The sequence below is a fragment of the Burkholderia seminalis DSM 23518 genome (assembly GCF_902832885.1).
GTDB classification, from domain to species: Bacteria; Pseudomonadota; Gammaproteobacteria; order Burkholderiales; family Burkholderiaceae; genus Burkholderia; species Burkholderia seminalis.
The window spans coordinates 185,718-204,578 of sequence record NZ_CADFDK010000006.1; the positions used below are offsets into that span (position 1 = coordinate 185,718).

The 18,861-nt window shown below is 63.8% G+C and carries 15 protein-coding genes and 1 pseudogene; 5 read left to right on the forward strand and 11 right to left on the reverse strand.

Translation table 11 applies throughout. The features are described 5' to 3' along the window. The first annotated feature begins 376 nt into the window (after window positions 1-376). The gene (locus tag HWX00_RS20260; RefSeq protein WP_175027815.1) at window positions 377-1,183 is read left to right on the forward strand and encodes an alpha/beta fold hydrolase; all 807 of its coding nucleotides are present in this window, start codon (window positions 377-379) and stop codon (window positions 1,181-1,183) included. A 171-nt stretch (window positions 1,184-1,354) separates the two neighbouring features. Here the strand turns inward: HWX00_RS20260 and infA are convergent, their stop codons facing one another. The 10 genes from infA to urtA all read right to left on the reverse strand — a co-directional run bounded on the left by infA (window position 1,355) and on the right by urtA (window position 10,561). Next, complete coding sequence (gene infA / locus HWX00_RS20265) at window positions 1,355-1,618, reverse strand: translation initiation factor IF-1 (protein WP_006483034.1); 264 nt, start codon at window positions 1,616-1,618, stop codon at window positions 1,355-1,357. Between the two features lie 467 nt (window positions 1,619-2,085). Continuing rightward, complete coding sequence (locus HWX00_RS20270) at window positions 2,086-2,289, reverse strand: cold-shock protein (RefSeq protein WP_006483056.1); 204 nt, start codon at window positions 2,287-2,289, stop codon at window positions 2,086-2,088. Window positions 2,290-2,823: 534 nt separating this feature from the next. Continuing rightward, window positions 2,824-3,849, reverse strand: coding sequence for an aliphatic amidase (locus tag HWX00_RS20275; protein ID WP_034191291.1), 1,026 nt, complete (start codon window positions 3,847-3,849; stop codon window positions 2,824-2,826). A 77-nt stretch (window positions 3,850-3,926) separates the two neighbouring features. Next, window positions 3,927-4,262 (reverse strand): FmdB family zinc ribbon protein, encoded by a 336-nt coding sequence (locus HWX00_RS20280; RefSeq protein WP_175027816.1) that lies wholly within the window; start codon window positions 4,260-4,262, stop codon window positions 3,927-3,929. 37 nt (window positions 4,263-4,299) lie between these two features. Next, window positions 4,300-5,538, reverse strand: coding sequence for a formamidase (gene fmdA, locus HWX00_RS20285; protein ID WP_124669947.1), 1,239 nt, complete (start codon window positions 5,536-5,538; stop codon window positions 4,300-4,302). A 61-nt stretch (window positions 5,539-5,599) separates the two neighbouring features. Continuing rightward, window positions 5,600-6,289: an urea ABC transporter ATP-binding subunit UrtE gene (gene urtE / locus HWX00_RS20290; RefSeq protein ID WP_059556590.1), complete on the reverse strand. Its 690-nt coding sequence runs from the start codon at window positions 6,287-6,289 to the stop codon at window positions 5,600-5,602. Between the two features lie 34 nt (window positions 6,290-6,323). After that, window positions 6,324-7,067 (reverse strand): urea ABC transporter ATP-binding protein UrtD, encoded by a 744-nt coding sequence (urtD, locus tag HWX00_RS20295; RefSeq protein WP_175027817.1) that lies wholly within the window; start codon window positions 7,065-7,067, stop codon window positions 6,324-6,326. Window positions 7,068-7,070: 3 nt separating this feature from the next. Next, a complete protein-coding gene (gene urtC, locus HWX00_RS20300) occupies window positions 7,071-8,240 on the reverse strand; it encodes an urea ABC transporter permease subunit UrtC (protein WP_175027818.1) in 1,170 nt (389 codons plus the stop codon). Window positions 8,241-8,313: 73 nt separating this feature from the next. Beyond that, a complete protein-coding gene (urtB, locus tag HWX00_RS20305) occupies window positions 8,314-9,231 on the reverse strand; it encodes an urea ABC transporter permease subunit UrtB (protein ID WP_034191655.1) in 918 nt (305 codons plus the stop codon). A gap of 55 nt (window positions 9,232-9,286) precedes the next feature. Continuing rightward, entirely contained in the window at window positions 9,287-10,561 is a 1,275-nt protein-coding gene (gene urtA / locus HWX00_RS20310; protein ID WP_034191285.1) for an urea ABC transporter substrate-binding protein, read from the reverse strand. Window positions 10,562-10,785: 224 nt separating this feature from the next. On the opposite strand from urtA, the gene HWX00_RS20315 reads away from it, so the two are divergent. The 3 genes and pseudogenes from HWX00_RS20315 to HWX00_RS20325 all read left to right on the forward strand — a co-directional run. Beyond that, window positions 10,786-14,223 carry a hybrid sensor histidine kinase/response regulator gene (locus HWX00_RS20315; RefSeq protein ID WP_034191284.1) on the forward strand — a complete coding sequence of 1,146 codons (3,438 nt, stop codon included), beginning with the start codon at window positions 10,786-10,788 and terminating at the stop codon, window positions 14,221-14,223. A gap of 67 nt (window positions 14,224-14,290) precedes the next feature. Continuing rightward, window positions 14,291-15,229 (forward strand): response regulator, encoded by a 939-nt coding sequence (locus HWX00_RS20320; protein ID WP_175027824.1) that lies wholly within the window; start codon window positions 14,291-14,293, stop codon window positions 15,227-15,229. A 248-nt stretch (window positions 15,230-15,477) separates the two neighbouring features. Then, a pseudogene (locus HWX00_RS20325) lies at window positions 15,478-15,594 on the forward strand (transposase); the annotation flags it as partial. Window positions 15,595-15,926: 332 nt separating this feature from the next. On the opposite strand, the gene HWX00_RS37390 reads toward HWX00_RS20325, so the two are convergent. Beyond that, window positions 15,927-16,010 (reverse strand): hypothetical protein, encoded by an 84-nt coding sequence (locus tag HWX00_RS37390; protein ID WP_241012851.1) that lies wholly within the window; start codon window positions 16,008-16,010, stop codon window positions 15,927-15,929. A gap of 582 nt (window positions 16,011-16,592) precedes the next feature. Here HWX00_RS37390 and HWX00_RS20335 point away from each other — a divergent pair. Further along, the gene (locus tag HWX00_RS20335) at window positions 16,593-18,758 is read left to right on the forward strand and encodes a hypothetical protein (RefSeq protein WP_175027819.1); all 2,166 of its coding nucleotides are present in this window, start codon (window positions 16,593-16,595) and stop codon (window positions 18,756-18,758) included. Window positions 18,759-18,861 lie beyond the last annotated feature (103 nt).

Genomic DNA, 18,861 nt, shown 5'->3' on the forward strand with positions numbered 1-18,861 from the left:
AATGTCCGGCTGGCGCGATCGTCGGCCCGCTGAAAGCCACCGAAGGAATGGCAAGCCACGCGCGCGGGCCGCGAATTGCCGACGAGTGTACGGCCGCGCCGCCCCGCGCGTAAAGCATCGTGCGCACCGCGTCGCGGCATGGACGGCCCCCGGCCGCATAGGCGAGCCCGACGATATCGGTCAGTGATCGCGTCCTGCCGTCGGACGACAACCGCCGGGCCGATGCGCAGCGCATCGAGGTGTCGGGCGGAAAGGCACGTCGGGCGTTGACTTTCGCCGATCGGCCCGATACGATCGATGCACTTTCAAGACGCCCTCCCGGTCCGCCGGGAGGGCGTTTCGTTTTGGTTCCCCAACCAGACGGAAACGACTTGAAATGAACCCCATCGACACCTCCTCCGCCCGCCCGACCGGCAACCACGACGGGCTCGGCTACCTGCGGCATGGCGCCGGCCCCGAATGCGTGATGGTCCTGCACGACTGGCTCGGCGACCACACGAACTACACGGCAACGCTGCCGTATCTCGACGAAACAGCCTTCACGTACGTGTTCGTCGACCTGCGCGGCTACGGCGCGTCCCGCCACCTGACCGGCGCATGCACCGTCGACGAGATTTCCGCCGATTGCCTCGCGCTCGCGGATCGTCTCGGCTGGCAGCGCTTTCACGTGATCGGCCATTCGATGACCGGCATGGCGACGCAGCGGCTCGCAGCCGATGCGCCGTCACGCATCAAGAGCGCGATCGCCGTGTGTCCGGTATCGGCGGCCGGCAACCGCCTGGGCGCCGACGCGCGCGCATTCTTCGCGAGCACGACGGTCGACGACGATGCGTTTCGGCGGCTCGTGCGATTCGTGACGGGTGGATTGTCGGCGCGCTGGGCCGACCTGAAGTTGCGGCAGAACCGCGAACGCGTGGCGCCGGGTTGCCGACTCGCGTATCTCGACATGCTGACGGGCGCGGATTTCGTCGACGACATCCGCGGGCTCGACACGCGCTTTCTGGTAATCGTCGGCGACAAGGATCCGGGAATCGACGCAGCGGCGATGCAGGCGACCTTTCTCGCGTGGCACCCGGGCGCGCGGCTCGTGACGATACCGAATTGCGGGCATTACCCGATGCAGGAATGTCCGCCGCACTTCGCGATGATCGTCGAGGATTTCCTGCGGGACGCGGCCGCCTGAGCGTTGCGCACGCGCGGCGGCCGGTGAAGGCGGTGGGGGCCGCCGCGGCATGACGGCGCCGCCGGCGACCGACGAACGGCATGCAACGCGTCGTTCATCCGGTGCGTCCGGCCGCGTGGCCGGACGGGTTTCGACCCGGTGCGCGAGTGGCCGCGCACCGGTCGAGGCCGCTTAACGACGCGGCTGGCCGCTTCGCGGCGGACGCGGGGAATTCGCGTCCTTGTGACGGAAGTTGATGCGGCCCTTCGTGAGGTCGTAGACCGACAGTTCCAGCGTCACGCGGTCGCCCGCGAGAATCCGGATGTGGTTCTTGCGCATGCGGCCCGACGCGTACGCGCCAACCACGACGCCGTTTTCCAGCGTCACACGGTATTTGCTGTCCGGCAGCACTTCGTCGACGATTCCGTCGAGTTCCAGCAGTTCTTCTTTTGCCAAACCAATTCCTCCAGACAAGGTGATAGACCGCGGCCGCGGCGATCTGCCCGGCGCGGCATCCCGTAACGGGACGGCCGCCGGCAGGCTGCCGGGGATCGGTTCGTTCAGACGGGCCACAGGCCTGTCTTGCGATCGGAGCCCGGCGCGTTGCGGCGTTCGGGCGGTCGGTGGCGGCGGCGGGATGAGCGCCGCGCAAGTCGGGACCGCGCCGGCTACGACATGGCGGCGGTCTGCTCAGGTTGATGCGTTGAAGCGGTGATGCGCTCGCGAAGCGGCGAGCGCTTTGCGAGGGCGTTACGTCGCACGCCGTTCAGGCATGCGAGGAGGGAGGCGTCACGACCGATGCATCGTGAATGTCGCGATGCATCGGTCGTGCGCATCGGAACGCGCCGGCGCCGCCAGGGCGGCGCCTCGCGCGAAACTCCATCCGGCAACGGCCACCGACTGGCGGCCGCTGCCGTTGCGGCTTACTGCGGCGTGATGTTCGACGCTTGCAGACCCTTCGGGCCGCGCTTCACTTCGAAGCTGACCTTCTGGCCTTCGGCCAGGGTCTTGAAACCCGTGCCGCGAATTTCCGAGAAATGGGCGAACAGATCGTCGCCGCCGTTGTCCGGGGAGATGAAACCAAAGCCCTTGGTTTCGTTGAACCACTTGACGGTACCGGTATCCACAAATACTTCCTTAATACAAATAATTGAACATGCGCCCGCGACGGGCACAGAAAGAATCAAAGAGGGAGAGACCAACGACTGCCGCACGGAGCGCGGCCAATGATGAGCAATCGAACTTCTTGAACACTTCGACCATGGACACTACGCCGTAGTGGCCATTTCGTCAAGCCATTTCGATGCAGTGCAGCATGCGATCGCCGCGTGCGCCTTGCGTGGCGGGCGTGACCGGCCGACGGCGCACATTCCGATGCGCCCCCGTTTTCGGGCGGCCTGCCCGTCTTTTTACCGCGGCTCGAACACGTGATGCGGCGCCGGCGGCTCGCCCCCCGTCGCGAATCCGCGTCTCGAACGCCTTGCGCGCGACGCTCGCCGGCCGCACGTCGGCCACGTCCAGGTAGAACGGCGAATCGGCTGCCCGTTGCCCTGCCCCGTCAGCTGCGTCGCCTGGTGGTCCTCGAACAGGTTCCCGAAACAGTCGATCGGCGCACGGTGCACGGTCGCAAAGTGCGCGCACGAAGCCGGGAACGCACGCGCTCAGTCTTGATGCGGAATACCTTCGATCGGGCACTCCGGCGTGCCGGGCGTTGCGCGCGTAAGCGCTTCGACGCGGCGACGCGTGGCGTCGGGATCCGCGATCCAGTCGCGATAGAACCCGAATGGACAGTCCGCGACGCCATTCGCGCCATCGCCGGAATTGATCGTGCCGGTATAGCCGCGATGCAGCAGCTTGTACAGATGATTCTGCGACTGCATGTTACGCCGCGCGTCGCGAATCATCCCGAGCGACAGCTCCGCATACTGCACGCCCATTTCCTCCTCGCCGCATTCGCCGAGCGTGCGCCCGTCGAACCCCACGATCGCTGAATGGCCGAAGTACGAATACACACCGTCCCAGCCCGTGGCGTTGGCCACTGCCACGTAGGTATTGTTCATCCACGCCATGGCCTTCGCGACCATCACCTGCTGTTCTTTCGCCGGATACATATAGCCCTGGCAGCGCACGATCAGCTCCGCGCCGTTCATCGCGCAGTCGCGCCAGATCTCCGGATAATTTCCGTCATCGCAGATGATCAGGCTGATCTTGAGACCCTTCGGCCCGTCCGTCACATAGGTCCGGTCGCCCGGGTACCAGCCTTCGATCGGCGTCCACGGCATGATCTTGCGATACTTCTGCACGATCTCGCCGCGATTGTCGATCAACACGAGCGTGTTGTACGGTACCTTGCGCGGATGCGCCTCGTGGCGCTCGCCCGTGATCGAGAACACGCCCCACACGTTGGCCTTGCGGCACGCCGCCGCGAAGATGTCGGTCTCCTCGCCGGGGATCGTCGACGCCGTATCGAACATCTCCTGGCGGTCGTACATGATGCCGTGGGTCGAATACTCGGGGAACACCACGAGATCCATGCCTGGCAAACCCTGTTTCATGCCGATCACCATGTCGGCGATGCGGCGCGCGTTGTCGAGCACCTCCGCCTTCGTGTGCAGACGCGGCATCTTGTAGTTGACTACCGCGACACCCACACAATCGCGGCTGCTCGAAATATCACCATGTCGCATGACGCTTCCTCCTCGAACACGTTGACGCCGCGCGCGACGGCCGCTGCTTCCGGGCATCGGCTCGCGCGCGGCACACCTTAGTGGCTGATCATCCAGGGCCGTCCCGCCGGCCGCTTGAGGCCGTCCGACGCCGTGCCGGCAAGCTTCGCCGAGCCGCCCGAGCAGCAACTGCAGCCGGCGCGATGGCGCAGCGGCGGCCCGTCGTCGGACTGACGCGGCGCGTGCGCGGCACGCTCGTTGGTCGCGTGCGCGGCGCGGCGCGCCCCCGTCATCAGCGCCAGCGATGGCGCGCCGATCACGCGCCCGCCTTGCGCGCCGCACTCGGGACAACGGCACGGTTTTTCGCGATCCGCGATGCGGCGCATGACCGAGAACGGCCCGCAGCTTGCGCACTCGAAGTCGTAGATGGGCATGACAGCCTCCTTTTCCTGCGTTATTTCAGTGTGCCGCTCACGCCTTCGCGAGATCCGGCGAACACGGCAGATCCACGCCGCCCTGGATGTGCCGGATCGGGCCGTCGGCATTCGGGCGAATGTCGAAATCGAAGATCTGCGTGGGCAGCCACAAGGTCGCGCACGCGTTCGGAATATCCACCACGCCGCTGATATGCCCCTGCACCGGCGCGCAGCCGAGCAGCGAATACGCTTGCGCGCCCGAATAACCGAATTTCTTCAGATACTCGATCGCGTTCAGGCACGCCTGGCGATACGCGATGGTGACGTCGAGATAATGCTGGCCACCCTGCTCGTCGACGGAAATACCTTCGAAAATGAGGTAATCGTTATAGGTCGGCGTGATCGGGCTGGGCTGAAATACGGGATTGCGAATCCCGTATTTCGCCATGCCGCCCTTGATGAGATTTACGCGCATGTGCACCCAGCCGGCCATTTCGATCGCGCCGCAGAACGTGATCTCGCCGTCCCCCTGGCTGAAGTGCAGGTCGCCGACCGAAAGGCCAGCGCCATCCACGTAGACCGGGAAAAACACCTTCGAGCCGCGCGACAAATCCTTGATGTCGCAATTGCCGCCATGCTCGCGCGGCGGCACCGTGCGTGCGCCCTGCGCGGCGGCCTTGTCGCGCGCCTCGCCCGCGAGCTTGCCCATGTGGGCGGTGGCCGCGAACGGCGGATTCGCGAGCGGCGGCACGCGATCGGGCGCGGTGGCGATCAGGCCGGTTTCACGCGCATTCCAGGTCTCCAGCAATTTCGGATCGGGCAGGCAGCCGATCAGGCCCGGGTGAATCAGGCCCGCGAAATTCACGCCCGGAATATGGCGTGAACGCGTATAGACACCGTGAAAATCCCAGATCGATTTTTGCGCGCTGGGGAAATGATCGGTCAGAAAGCCGCCGCCGTTGGTCTTCGAAAAGAAGCCGTTGAAGCCCCACTGACTGTCGGCCTTCGCGCCGATGTCGAGCAGGTCGACCACCAGCAGGTCGCCGGGCTCGGCGCCTTGCACGCCCACCGGGCCGGAGAGAAAGTGCACGATCGACAGGTCGATGTCGCGCACGTCGTCGGCGCTGTCGTCGTTCTTGATGAAACCGCCGGTCCAGTCGTAGGTTTCGAGAATGAAGTCGTCGCCGGGCTTCACCCAGCAGGCCATCGGAATGTCGGGGTGCCAGCGGTTGTGTACCTGTTCGTTTTCGTAGGCCGACTGGTTCAGATCGACCTTGATGAGAGTCTCGGGCATGGCATTGGCTCCTGGGTTCGCGGATTGACATACGGCGCGGCGCGCGAACGCCGCGCCGCGCTCAGACGGAGAGGTATTCGCGGATGCGGTCGGTGTCGCCCGCGTCACGCGTGCTTTGGTGCACGAAGCGGCCGCCCTCGATCACGAACAGGCGGTCGGCCACGTCGAGCGCGAAGCTCAACACCTGCTCCGAGACGACGATGGCGATATTGCGGCTCGTGCGAATCTGGTTGAGCGCCCTGGCGATGTCCTTGATGACGGACGGCTGGATGCCTTCGGTCGGCTCGTCGAGCAGCAGCACTTTCGGGTCGGTTGCAAGCGCGCGCGCAATCGCGAGTTGCTGTTGCTGACCGCCCGAGAGATTGCCGCCCTTGCGCTTTCTCATGTCGAACAGCACGGGAAACAACGCGTAAAGTTCGTCGGGCACCTGCTGGCTCTGCGCGTTTTCGAGGCCCGTCCGAATGTTTTCCTCGACGCTCAGCGACGCGAAGATCTGCCGGCCTTGCGGCACGTAGCCAATGCCCTTCGACACGCGGCGGTAGCTCTCGTCCTTCGAAACGTCGGCGCCGGCCACGCGCACCGTGCCGCGATTGGCGGGCAGCATGCCGATCAGCGCCTTGAACAACGTGGTCTTGCCCATGCCGTTGCGGCCCATCACGGCCACGCTTTCGCCTTGCGCAACGGAAAAGCCGATGCCGTGCAGCACTTCGCTCTGACCGTAGCTGACGACGAGATCGTCGACTTCCAGCATGATGTGTTCTCCGTGTTGTCGTTCGATTGCCGACTCAGTGGCCGAGGTAGACGTCGATCACGCGCGGATCGGCCTGCACCTGCGCCATCGGCCCTTCCGCGAGGATCTTCCCCTGATGCATGACCGTGACCTTGTGCGCGATGCGTTCCACAAACGCCATGTCATGTTCGATCACGATCATCGAGCGGTTGCGGCAGATGCGGTCGAGCAGGTCGGCGGTCAGTTCGCGCTCGCGCACGCTCATGCCGGCAATCGGCTCGTCGAGCATCAACAGTTCCGGATCCTGCATCAGCAGCATGCCGATTTCGAGCCACTGTTTCTGGCCGTGCGAAAGCGGCCCCGCTTCCAGATCGAGCGCGCCGGCGAGGCCGATTTCACTGGCCACGTCGCGCACGCGATCGGCCACTTCGGTGTCCTCCCGATAGGCGAGCGCGCCAAACACGCTGCGACCGCGCGGAAACGACACTTCGAGGTTCTGCGCCACGCTCAGGTTTTCGTAAATCGACGGCGTCTGGAACTTGCGGCCGATCCCTTGACGCACGCGGCGGAATTCCGCGAGCTTCGTGATTTCCTCGTTGCGGAACTTGATGCTGCCCGCCGTTTCCCTGGTCTTGCCGCAGATGAGATCGAGCAGCGTGGTCTTGCCCGCGCCGTTCGGGCCGATCACCACGCGCAACTCGCCGCGTTCGAGATAGAGATTGAGCGAATCGATCGCCTTGAAGCCGTCGAACGACACGGTCAGGTCTTCGATCGCGAGCAGAAAGTCGGTATTGCTCATGCTTCACGCCTCCTTGTTCGCCGCGCCGAGCAGACGTCTCACGCGCGGGCGCACATGCTCTTCGTACAGACCCGCCAGCCCGCTCGGAAACACCATCACCACGCCGATGAACATCGCCGCCATCAGATAGAGCCAGAGGTTCGGAAAGCTCTCCGAGAACCAGCTCTTGCCGAGATTGACGAGAATCGCGCCGTACACCGCGCCGACCAGCGACATGCGCCCGCCGATGGCCGCGTAGATCACCATTTCGATCGACGGCACGATGCCGACGAACGACGGCGACATGAAGCCCACCTGCAGCGTGAACATCGCGCCGCCGACGGCCGCGAGCATCGCCGCGAGACAGAACGCGAACACCTTGAACATGGCGACGTCGTAGCCCGAGAAGCGCACGCGGTCTTCCTTGTCGCGCATCGCGAGCAGCAGCGTGCCGAGCTTGCTGCGCTGAACGTAGCGGCAGGCGAGCAGCGCGCCGATCAGCAGCGCGGCGTTCACGAAGTACAGGATCAGCTTCGCGTGATCGGTGCGGATGTCCCAGCCGAGCAGCGTGCGCAGGTCGGTGATGCCGTTCACGCCGCCCGTATAGCCTTGCTGGCCGATGATGAGCACCGAGAGGATCAGCGCAACCGCCTGCGTGATGATCGCGAAGTAGACGCCGCCCACGCGCCGCTTGAACATCGCGTAGCCGATCACGAACGCGAGCGCCGTCGGCACGACGAGCACCGCGAGTATCGAGAACGGCAATCCATGAAACGGTTTCCACCATGCGGGCAGCGCGGTGAGCTGGTTCCAGTCCATGAAGTCGGGAATGCCCGGCGTGGTCTGCGTGCGCGTGGCGGCCGGATCGGACGCTTCGAGCTTGAGAAACATCGCCATCGCGTAACCGCCGAGGCCGAAGAACACGCCCTGGCCGAGACTGAGCACGCCGCCGTAGCCCCACGCGATCACGAGGCCGATCGCCACGAACGCGTAGGTCAGGTACTTGCCCATCAGGTTCAGACGGAACGTGTCGAGCGCGAGCGGAAACACGACCACGATGAGCAGCGCAAGCAGCACGATGCCCGCGTAGCCGGACGCGTCGAGCCGCGCCGCGCGAGCCCGCCAGCCGGCCGGCGGCGCGCCCGGGCCGGATCGCGGCGATACGCCGCCCGCCGTGGGTTGGATGGGTTCCATGTCCATCTCTCCATACGAATGAAGCTGTGAATGAGGCTTGCGCATGAACGCGCACTGACGTGAGCCGATGTGCTTAGACTCGCCTCACCTTCGAGGCGAACAGGCCCTGCGGACGCAGCATGAGAATCACCACGACGGTGAGCAGCGTGAGCACGCGTGCAATCGAGCCCGAGAGAAAGAACTCGCTGATCGACTGCATCTGCGCGATGCCGAATGCCGACGCCACGGTACCGAGCAGGCTCGCCGCGCCGCCAAACGTCACGACGAGAAACGAATCGACGATATAGAGCGAGCCGCTCGTCGGTCCCGTCGAGCCGATGGCCGTGAAAGCCGCGCCCGCCACGCCCGCGATACCGCAGCCAATCGCGAAAGTCATGCGGTCGGTGCGCTGCGTGTTGATGCCCGCCGCGTTCGCCATCGGCCGGTTCGCGACCGTGGCGCGCACGCGCAAGCCCCAGCGCGAGCGATAAAGCGCGAGCAGCAGCCCGCCCGTCATCAGCAGCGCGAGGCCCATCACGAACATGCCGCTCACCGGAATGTCGAGGCCGGGCGTGGGCTCCCACGACCCCATCAGCCAGTCGGGCAGCGCCGGACTCACCTCCTTCGGCCCGAAGGTCGACCGGAACACCTGCTGCATGCCGAGGCTCAGGCCCCAGGTGGCGAGCAGCGTGTCGAGCGGGCGCTTGTACAGATGGCGAATCAGCGCCCATTCGGCGAGCCAGCCCGCCGCGAAGGCCAGCGCGAACGCCGCGAGAATCGCGAAGAAGAAATACACGGGCGTGAGCGCGTGCCAGACGTTCTGCGACAACCACGAAAACATGTAGACCGTATAGGCGCCGATCGTCATGAATTCGCCGTGCGCCATGTTGATCACGCCCATCTGGCCGAAGATCACGGCGAGCCCGAGCCCCATCAGGAGCAGGACGCTGAAGAGGCTCAGACCGGCGAAGCCCTGCATCAGCGTGATGTTGAAAATATCGGTAGCGGACATCGAACGCTCCTCGCGCGGCGGCATCATGGCCCGCCGCGCCGCTGCGGTTGACGGATTACATATAGCCCTTCGGGAACGGATTCGGCTGGATCGGCTGCTCCGACTGCGCGACGACCTTGAACTGGCCGTTTGCCTGCCCTTCGCCGATCAGCGAGCGGCTCCACAGGTGGTGGTTCGCATCGACCTTCGCGTACCCTTGCGGCGCGTTCGCCACCTCGATGCCGGCCGAATGCGCGACCACCTTGTCCACGTCGAAGCTGCCCGCGCGCTCGCACGCCGCCTTCCAGATCCACGGGCCGAGATAGGCGGCCTGCGTCACGTCGCCGATCACCGATTTCTGCCCGTAGCGCGCCTTGAACGCCGCGACGAACTTCTTGTTGTTCTCGTTATCGAGCGACTGGAAATACTTCATCGACGAATAGAAACCCGCGAAGTTGTCGCCGCCGATGCCGAGCACTTCGTCTTCGGTCACCGACAGCGTCAGCAGGAACTGCTTCTGCGGCGTGATGCCCGCGGCCTTGAGCTGCTTGTAGAACGCCACGTTCGAGCCGCCCACCACGGTCGCGAAGATGCAGTCCGGACGCGCGAGCTTGATCTTGTTCATCAACGACGCGAACTCGGTGGTGCCGAGCGGGTAATACTCCTCGCCCGCCACCTTCGCATGCAGATGCTGTTCGATATGACGGCGCGCGATCTTGTTCGAGGTGCGCGGCCAGATGTAGTCGGAGCCGATCAGAAAGAACGTCTTGGCCTTCTTGGTGTTCGAGGCCCAGTCGAGCGCCCAGAGAATCTGCTGGGTCGCTTCCTGGCCCGTGTAGAACACGTTCTTCGACTGTTCGAGGCCTTCGTAGAAGGTCGGGTAATAGAGCAGGCCGTTATCCTTCTCGAACACCGGCAGCACCGCCTTGCGCGAGGCCGAGGTCCAGCAGCCGAACACCGCCGCGACGTGGTCGTTCTCCAGCAGCTTCTTCGATTTTTCGGCGAAGGTCGGCCAGTCGGAGGCGCCGTCCTCCTGAATGATCTGCACCTTGCGGCCGAGCACGCCGCCCATCGCGTTGATCTGCTCGATGGCGAGGCGTTCGGCCTGGATCGAGCCGGTTTCGGAAATCGCCATCGTGCCGGTGGCCGAATGAAGCTGGCCGACCGTCACCGTCGTGTCCGTGACCGCGAGGCCCGTGGTATTGACCTTCGCCGTGGGCGGCGTTTGCGCAAACGCGCCGCGCGGCAGGCCCAGCGCCATCAGCGGCGCCGCGGCCAGGCCGCCGAGCATTTTCCGGCGCAGTGGCGAAGGCATCCGGGCATCGTCATCGAGTCGATCGTCTGCGGACATCACGTTCTCCTTATCGGGTGCCCGATGCGGGTCGCTGCGGGCTGGGTCGAGGTTGGACGCAATGTAGAAAGCCAATTTGACGATCGAAATACGTCAATCGACGTATTCCCGGCGCCCGTGCTGGAATGTAATTTGCATTGCAGGGCGATCCTGAGCGGTGCGGTCCGCCGTGACGCCGTTCGCGCCCCGCTCGTGCCGCTTTCGCACCATTTCGGATCATCTTCATGTCCCAGAGTCACCCGTCAGTGGGCGCGCCCGGTACGCAACGCATCGTCAAGGTGCGCCGCGACTACAACGCCTGGGTTGGCGACGAAACCCTCGAGGACTACGCGCTGCGCTTCACACCGCGCTCGTTCCGGCGCTGGTCAGAGCTGCGGGTGGCCAATACGGCGATTGGCGCGGTGTCGTTTCTGGTGCTGGAGGCGATAGGCGGCAGTCTCGTCGTCAACTACGGCTTCACGAACACGCTCTGGGCCATCGCGGCCGTGTCCGTGCTGATCTGGCTCACCAGTTTGCCCATCAGCTATTACGCGGCGCGCTACGGCGTGGACATGGATCTGCTCACGCGCGGCGCGGGCTTTGGCTATATCGGCTCGACGGTCACCTCGCTGCTGTACGCGGTGTTCACGTTTATTTTTTTCGCGCTCGAAGCGGCCATCATGTCGCTTGCGCTCCAGCTGTATTTCCACATTTCCCTGGCGATCGCCTACGTCGTGAGTTCGCTCGTGGTGATTCCGATCGTCATGTTCGGCATCACGCTGATCAACCGCCTGCAAAGCTGGACGCAGCCGCTGTGGCTCGTCTTGTTCGTGCTGCCCTACGCAGCCGTGCTGTGGCACCATCCCGACCTGGTCGCGCAGTGGACCACCTTCGCGGGCTTCGCGCCGCAGGGCCGCGCTTTCAGCCTGATTGCCTTCGGTCAAGCATCGACGGTCGTGTTCGCGCTGATCGTACAGGTGGGCGAACAGGTGGACTATCTGCGCTTCCTGCCGCCGCTCACCGCGAAGAACCGCACGCGCTGGTGGTTCGCGCTGCTCTCGACGGGGCCGGGCTGGATCGTACCCGGCGCGCTCAAGATGCTGGGCGGGGCATTCCTCGCCTTCATTGCGCTCCAGTACGAAGTCGATGCGAGCCACGCGACCCAGCCTACGCAGATGTACCTCGTCGCCTATCATCTGCTGCTCGATCCGTTGGGGCTCGCGAGCTGGGCACTGCCCGCGATGACGCTGTTCGTGATCGTCTCGCAGTTGAAGATCAACGTGACCAATGCCTATGCGGGCTCGCTCGCCTGGTCCAATTTTTTCGCGCGGCTCACGCACAGCCATCCGGGCCGCGTGGTATGGCTCGTGTTCAACGTCATGATCGCGTTGCTTCTCGTGGAAATGGGCGTGTTCGATGCGATCGCCAAGGTGCTGTCGCTCTACGCGAACATCGCGATTGCGTGGATCGGCGCGTTGTTCGCCGATCTCGTCATCAACAAGCCGCTTGGCTATAGCCCGCGACATATCGAGTTCAAGCGCGCGCATCTCTACGATGTGAATCCCGTGGGCGTCGGTGCGATGCTGATCGCAGCCGCCGTCGCGATGCTCGCGCATAGCGGCCTGTTCGGCGTGCTCGCCAAGGCGATGTCGTCGTTCATCGCGTTCGGTGCGGCGTTCGCGTGCGCGCCCGTGCTGGCGGTACTCACGCGCGGGCGCTATTACATTGCCCGTGCCGCGCAACCGACCGGCGACGCCACCTCGCTGCGCTGCGCGATCTGCGAAAACACCTTCGAGCCGGACGATACGGCGTACTGCCCGGCCTATGGAGGCACGATCTGCTCGCTGTGCTGCTCGCTCGACTCGCGCTGCCACGACCGCTGCAAACCGCACGCGCGCTTCGCCGCGCAGGCCGACCGCGCGCTGCACCGCGTGCTGCCGGGCGCGCGACTCGGCCCCGCCGCGCTGCGCCTCATTCACTATGCGAGCCTCGTGCTCGCCATGCTCGCGGTGCTGGGCAGCGTGCTCTATCTGATCTGGTCGCAGAGCGCGACTTCGATGATCGCCGCCGGACCATCGATCGGCCGCGCGCTCTCGGGTAGCTTCCTGAATATTTTTCTCGCGCTCTCGCTGGTGGGCTGCATCGCGGCCTGGTGGTTCGTGCTGGAGCGCGAAAACCGCCGCGTCACGCAGGAAGAGTCGCAGCGGCAAAACGAATTGCTGATGCTTGAAATCGACGCGCATCAGAAGACCGACGCGGCGCTCAAGCGTGCGACCGCCGCCGCGGAATCGGCCAATCAGGCCAAAAGCCGTTACGTCTCCGGTTTGAGCCACGAGTTGCGCACTCCGTTGAACAGCATTCTCGGCTACGCGCAATTGCTGCTGCAGGCGAAGGAAGAACTCACGCCGATGCGCTACAACGCCGTGCGCACGATCCATCGCAGCGGCGAGCATTTGCTCGCGCTCGTCGACGGGCTGCTCGACATCGCGCGCATCGAGGCAGGCAAGCTTCAGTTGAACATCGCCAAGGTATCCCTCGCCGATTTCGTCGCCCACCTTACGTCGATGCTGCGGCCACAGGCGCTCGAAAAGGCACTCGCATTCGACGTGCAGACGGTCGGTCGGCTTCCCGCCACCGTGCGCACGGACCAGAAGTGCATGAGTCAGATCCTCACCAACCTGATCGGCAATGCGATCCGCTTCACGTCGAGCGGCACGATCACGCTGCGCGTGAGTCATGTGCTCGATACACTCAAATTCGAGGTGATCGATACCGGCCCCGGCATCCCGCCCAGCGAACTGGAGCGCCTGTTCCTGCCGTTCGAACGCGGCGAAGCAGCCCATGCGTACGATCACGGCGCCGGTCTCGGGCTCACGATCTGCCGCCTGCTCACGCAAGCGCTCGGCGGCAGCCTGGAGGTGGACAGTGAAGTCGGGCATGGCACGCGCTTTGTGGTCCGCCTGTTCGCCCCCGCCGTTGACACGGCAGCCGAAACACGCACCGAACTCGCGTCGATTCGCGGCTATACGGGGGCGCGCCGCACCATTCTCGTCGTCGACGACCTCGACGACCAGCGCGACATCGTCGTGCAGTTGCTCACGCCGCTTGGCTTCGATGTCGCTGAAGCGGCCAGCGGCACCGATGCGCTGCGCTGGCTTGCCATGCACACGGCGGACGCCATCATCATGGACATTTCGATGCCGTTGATGGACGGCTACGAAACCAGTCGCCTGATCTCCGAGAATCAGTTGTCGAACGCGCCCATCGTTCTGCTCTCCGCCAACGCGTTCGCCGATGACCGCGATCGCGCAAGCGCGACCGGATGCAAGGATTATCTGGTCAAGCCGCTGCAGGTGAATCTGCTGCTCGACAAGCTTGCGCAACTGCTTGCACTCGACTGGATTGCGTCCGATACCGAAGCGAGCTCACTTCCGGCGGCAAACGCACCGGCCGCGACGCAGCCGCTCGCGCTCGCCGTGTGGCCGCGCGAACTCATCGAACACCTGCATGCGCATCTCGAAGTCGGCTACGTACAGGGCGTGATCGAACAGCTCGACGCCGCGCGCGAGACCTGGCCCGAGTTGCGGCATCAAATCGACGCGTTGCGCTCGTTGGCGGAACGTTTTCAGCTAAGGGAACTCGAGCATGAACTTGACCGACTCGCGCGCGGCTCGAACGCGTGACGCACGCACCACCATCGCGGCCTCCCCGCTCGCCGACAACCCGGCCGCGTGGCTGCACGAACGGCCCATGATACTGATCGTCGACGACACGCCGGAGAACCTCGCTTTTCTTTCCGATACGCTGCAGGCGCACGGCTACACGGTTATCGTTGCCCTGTCCGGCGAGGATGCGCTTAAACGCCTCGCGCGCGTGACGCCCGACGTGGTATTGCTTGATGCAATGATGCCCGACATGGACGGCTTCGAAACATGCCTGCGTATCAAGCAGGACAGACGGCACGAGCATCTTCCCGTCATCTTCATGACCGCATTGACGGAGAGTGAGCACGTCGTACGCGGCTTTCGCGTGGGCGGCATCGACTACGTGACCAAACCGGTGCAGCCCGAGGAGTTGTGCGCGCGCATCGGCGCCCACGTACGACGTTCACGTGCGCAGTTGTACGCGGAGGCGGCACTGTCGCTCGACACACGCGCGGCGCTGATCGTCGGCGCGGACGGCACGATTCGGTGGCAGAGTCCGCAGGCTGCGCATCATATCGCCGCATACGCGACTACGCATGACGGCCCCGCCGATGCCGGGCAAACCAAGAACGCACGCGGGTCCGATGCGCCACCGACTCTGCCTGCCCCGCTGCGCATGTGGTTCATCGACTGGCTCGCGCGCGGCGCCCAAGGGGACGCCGTGCACGAAGTCAGCACGGGCCAGATACGTCGCTCGGCCAGTGCGACGCTCGGTCCGGAACCGGGCGAATGGATCGTGATCCTCAAGGAAAGAGACGACACGGCGCATTGCAATGCGCTCGCCGAACGCTTCGGCCTGACCATACGGGAAGCCGAAGTGCTGCTGTGGGTGTCGCACGGCAAGACAAACCGCGATATCGGCGACATTCTCGGCATAGCCCCGCGCACGGTGAACAAGCATCTTGAACACCTGTTCCGCAAGCTACATGTCGAGACCCGCGCAGGCGCAGCCGCCGCAGCGATCAAAATGCTCGAACGTGCCTGAAGAGCGTCAATTCCGGACTCGTCCTTCGTCAACACCGATACCGTGCCTCTCGCCCTGGCGAACGGTTCGTGCGGCGCTATCCCGTAGCGCGGCGCGCCAGCCGCCTGCCCCGCGGCTCCGTGATGACGACACCAACGCAAACGCGCCGACGAGACAGCTTCGGTGAGTGAGGCGAGCCCGCAACACTGTCCCAGTTGAAAGTGGAAAATTCCGGCATGACGTTGTCATTCAGACCAGGAAGTCATGCCGTGAAGAAGAGCCAGTTCACCGAAGAGCAGACCACATACGCGTCGAGGCAGGCCGCGCGGGGAACGCCTGTCGCGGAGGTCTGCCGCAAGACGGGGATCAGCGACGCGATTTTCTACATCCATGGACTGCTCCCAACAGCAAACGGAAGTTGACAGACACGGAAGTCGATAGCGTCCCTCCATCCGGCGTCAGGGCATCGCCCAGCGCCCAACCGGAATTCCACGCGTGCGGGCCTCGACAACTGGCAGACCTCAGGGACCGTTATAAGAGCCTGGTTCCCTGCTCGCCCGGATCGACCGGAGTGCCACTCGTCAATTCGTCAACACATCGCTGGTGACGTTGCCACACTGATTTCCGATACGACCGGCCGGTTGCGAGCATCGACCAGATCACACATGCAATCTTGTTCGCGATCGCAACCATGGCCCGATTGGCGCGTCGTCTGGCATTACGATGCGAGAGCCCAGGCGTGCTTCTTGTCATGTCTGGTTGGTGCGGTTCGGAGTACCGCGCGAGCACCGTGTATGAGCAAGGTACGGAGATGTCGGTCGCCTCGCTTGCCGATACGAATGTGTGTTCCCTCGTACGGGTTGCAGGAACTTCATCATGTAAATCGCTGCGAACGAAGCGCGCTCCGCCGCAGTCCAGCGGAGATCGCGAACTGCGTTTGATCATGCATCGCAATCGGCCATGCAATCGAAGCCGCTCATCCGTTCCAGTTGCTCACTGCACAACCCTGTTCCCTGTTGTGGCGAGCCTTTACCGATGACAGCTCGACTCATCGCATAGCTAGGTTTAACTACCCACTACACAAATTTCAATAAGTCAAATATGCGGGATACAAACTGGCGACCATGTAGTCAACAGTCATTTCGTTTAACTAAATACTTTAAAGGTTCACATTCGTTGACGATTCGACAATGAATATGCTACCGTTCCCCTACTTCACGAGGTCGAGAATCACGACGTCCTCTCTCTGCACGCAGGCGGCAACCGAACCGCCGCTCCCCGCATCCGCTCCCGTTACCCGGTACGCCGGGTACCCGCACGTCCGCCAGTTCGTCGCCGATTGCACTGGCCGCACGTGACACCGTTACTGTCCTACGGAGACGCGATGACACCTCGAATCGACCGACGAGCCTTCCTGATGTACAGCGCATGCAGTGCAGTGCTGCCGCTGCTCGCCGCGTGCGGCGGCGATGACGGCACGCCATCGGCCCGATCGCGCGCGATCGCCTCGGGGCTCGAGGGAAATGCCGCCCCGCCCGTCCATGCTTTCGATGAAAACGACTTGCTGGTTCCCGGCTTCAAAATGAAGCTCGGCGAAATCAAGACCCAGATCGAGCAATACCAGCCGGCGACAATCGCAATCGTGGATATCGTCAATGCAGCGTTGTCGACCAATACCCTGCCGGGGCTCATCGCATTCGGCGAAGTCACGATCGAGGCGCTCGCATCGTTCATTCCGGCCGCCGGGCCGCTCGTCGGCGAAGTGTTGAACCTGTTGTTCAACCACCTGAATACGCTATTCGAGCGCGGGCCGGATGAGGAAACGATAATCCGTCGCATCGCGACGGACGAGATTTCGAAAAACAACGTCGAGATCATGCGTCAAACGCTGGCGGGCATCAACGACGACTTGCACTTCCTCGTCGAATTCGTGCGAAGAAACTCGCCGCCCTATTCGGCGTCGATGGTGGACGCCATCACCGCGAAGTTCGCCGCGTTCTGGAGCGGTTGCACGATGCTCACGCCGATGTTCCTGATCAAGGGTTCCGAATATCAGGGGTTGACGATGCACGCACTCGCCTGCGGCGCGCAGGTTTCGATGTACGGCGTGTACCTGTCGATGCGCGACCAGCTCTCTCTTGCGCCCGACACGGTCGCCGCGACACTGGGCGAGATGCGCGAGAAGATCTACCAGTACCAGAATGCCATGCAGAAAGTGCTCGCCGGGCACCTGAACTCGCTTTCCGATCCGGACAAAAAGAACGACTACGTCCGCAACTTCTATACGCTCGGTCATGCGAGGTTTCTCGAATCGGCGAAGAGCTACTTCACGGCTACGCACCGGAAGAAGATCGACTTCCGCAACTCGATGGAGATCTACACGCACGACGTCGTACGCAGCACGGCTGACGCAACGCTGCCGTCTCGCACGTCGTACGTGACGGATCTGCTCGCAATCTGCCATTGCGGTTACGGCGGCGATCCGTGCGTCGTCCGCATGAATCAGACATTCGTCGACGGCGCAGGCCGATCGACACACATCGACGCGCAAGGTTGCACCGGCGGCTTCGACGGCGTGTCGGGCAGCCTGCTCGCGATTCGGCACTCGTTCGCCGCGAATCAGTCGGCGGGCGAGTTGACGGATGGTCTCGGCTGCATCTGGAAAGCGTCCGTGCGGGGGGCGAACTTCTTCCGTAACGAAAACCAGTTTCTCTATGCGCTGCAGGTGCAGGACGGCACCGGCACGCGCTATTCGGCGGCAACCGACGGATACGGCAACGTCCTCGATCTGGTCGACAACCCGGATTACATCCAGTCGTATACACCCGGCAACGCGGCGAAACTCGAGCCGGGTTATTTCGTTTCGGCGTTCCTGACCGCACCGGGCACCTATTCCGACAAGACGTGTCGCGAGGATTCGGGCCGCAGCGTTCCATATGCCGGCATGGCACTGCGACACTACTCGTCCGCGTCGCAACTCGCGGAATTGCATGGCGCCGACGTCGGGCTCGAACTCGACTTGACCTGCGGTTTCAGCCTGGCGGATTCGTCGACACTCGGCTCGCCGACCGCTTATCCGGACGTGATGATCGGCAAGTCGATCCTGGTCGGCAAGCATCTGACCTTCGTCGTGACGAACCGCACCGCGGCACCGATCGCCTGCCGCCTTGTCCCGTTGCTGGCAGACGTGAGGACGACCTCGGACACGTTCGTCAATCTGACGCTCACGGCGCATATTGGGCAACGCGTGCTCGCCACCGCCGCATTGGCCTCGCGCGAAGGCAGCCCCGCGCTGCTCGGCGAGGATGGTCGAGCCTTTCACTATTACGAGACAAACGACGTCTTTCCGTTCGCGCCCGGCGTCAACTACGTGCGGATCGCACGCAACGCTGATCTCGGCGACAACGACTTTCGCTTTGCCAGCCTGTTCATCGTGCCACGTGAACCTGTGGTGCCCACGGCAGGAATCGCAGCGCGACAGTCCGCTCGTCCTCGCCATGAAGTCACCGTTGAAGCCGTCGAGATCGGTTCCGACGTCACGAACCTGTAGAAGGGCGGCTTGGTTTCCGTGCAGTTCAACGTGGCATGCGGCCGCTGCGCGATATGCAAGGCGCGGGGCGGGCGCGTATGTCCGACCGTGATTCACGCTCAGG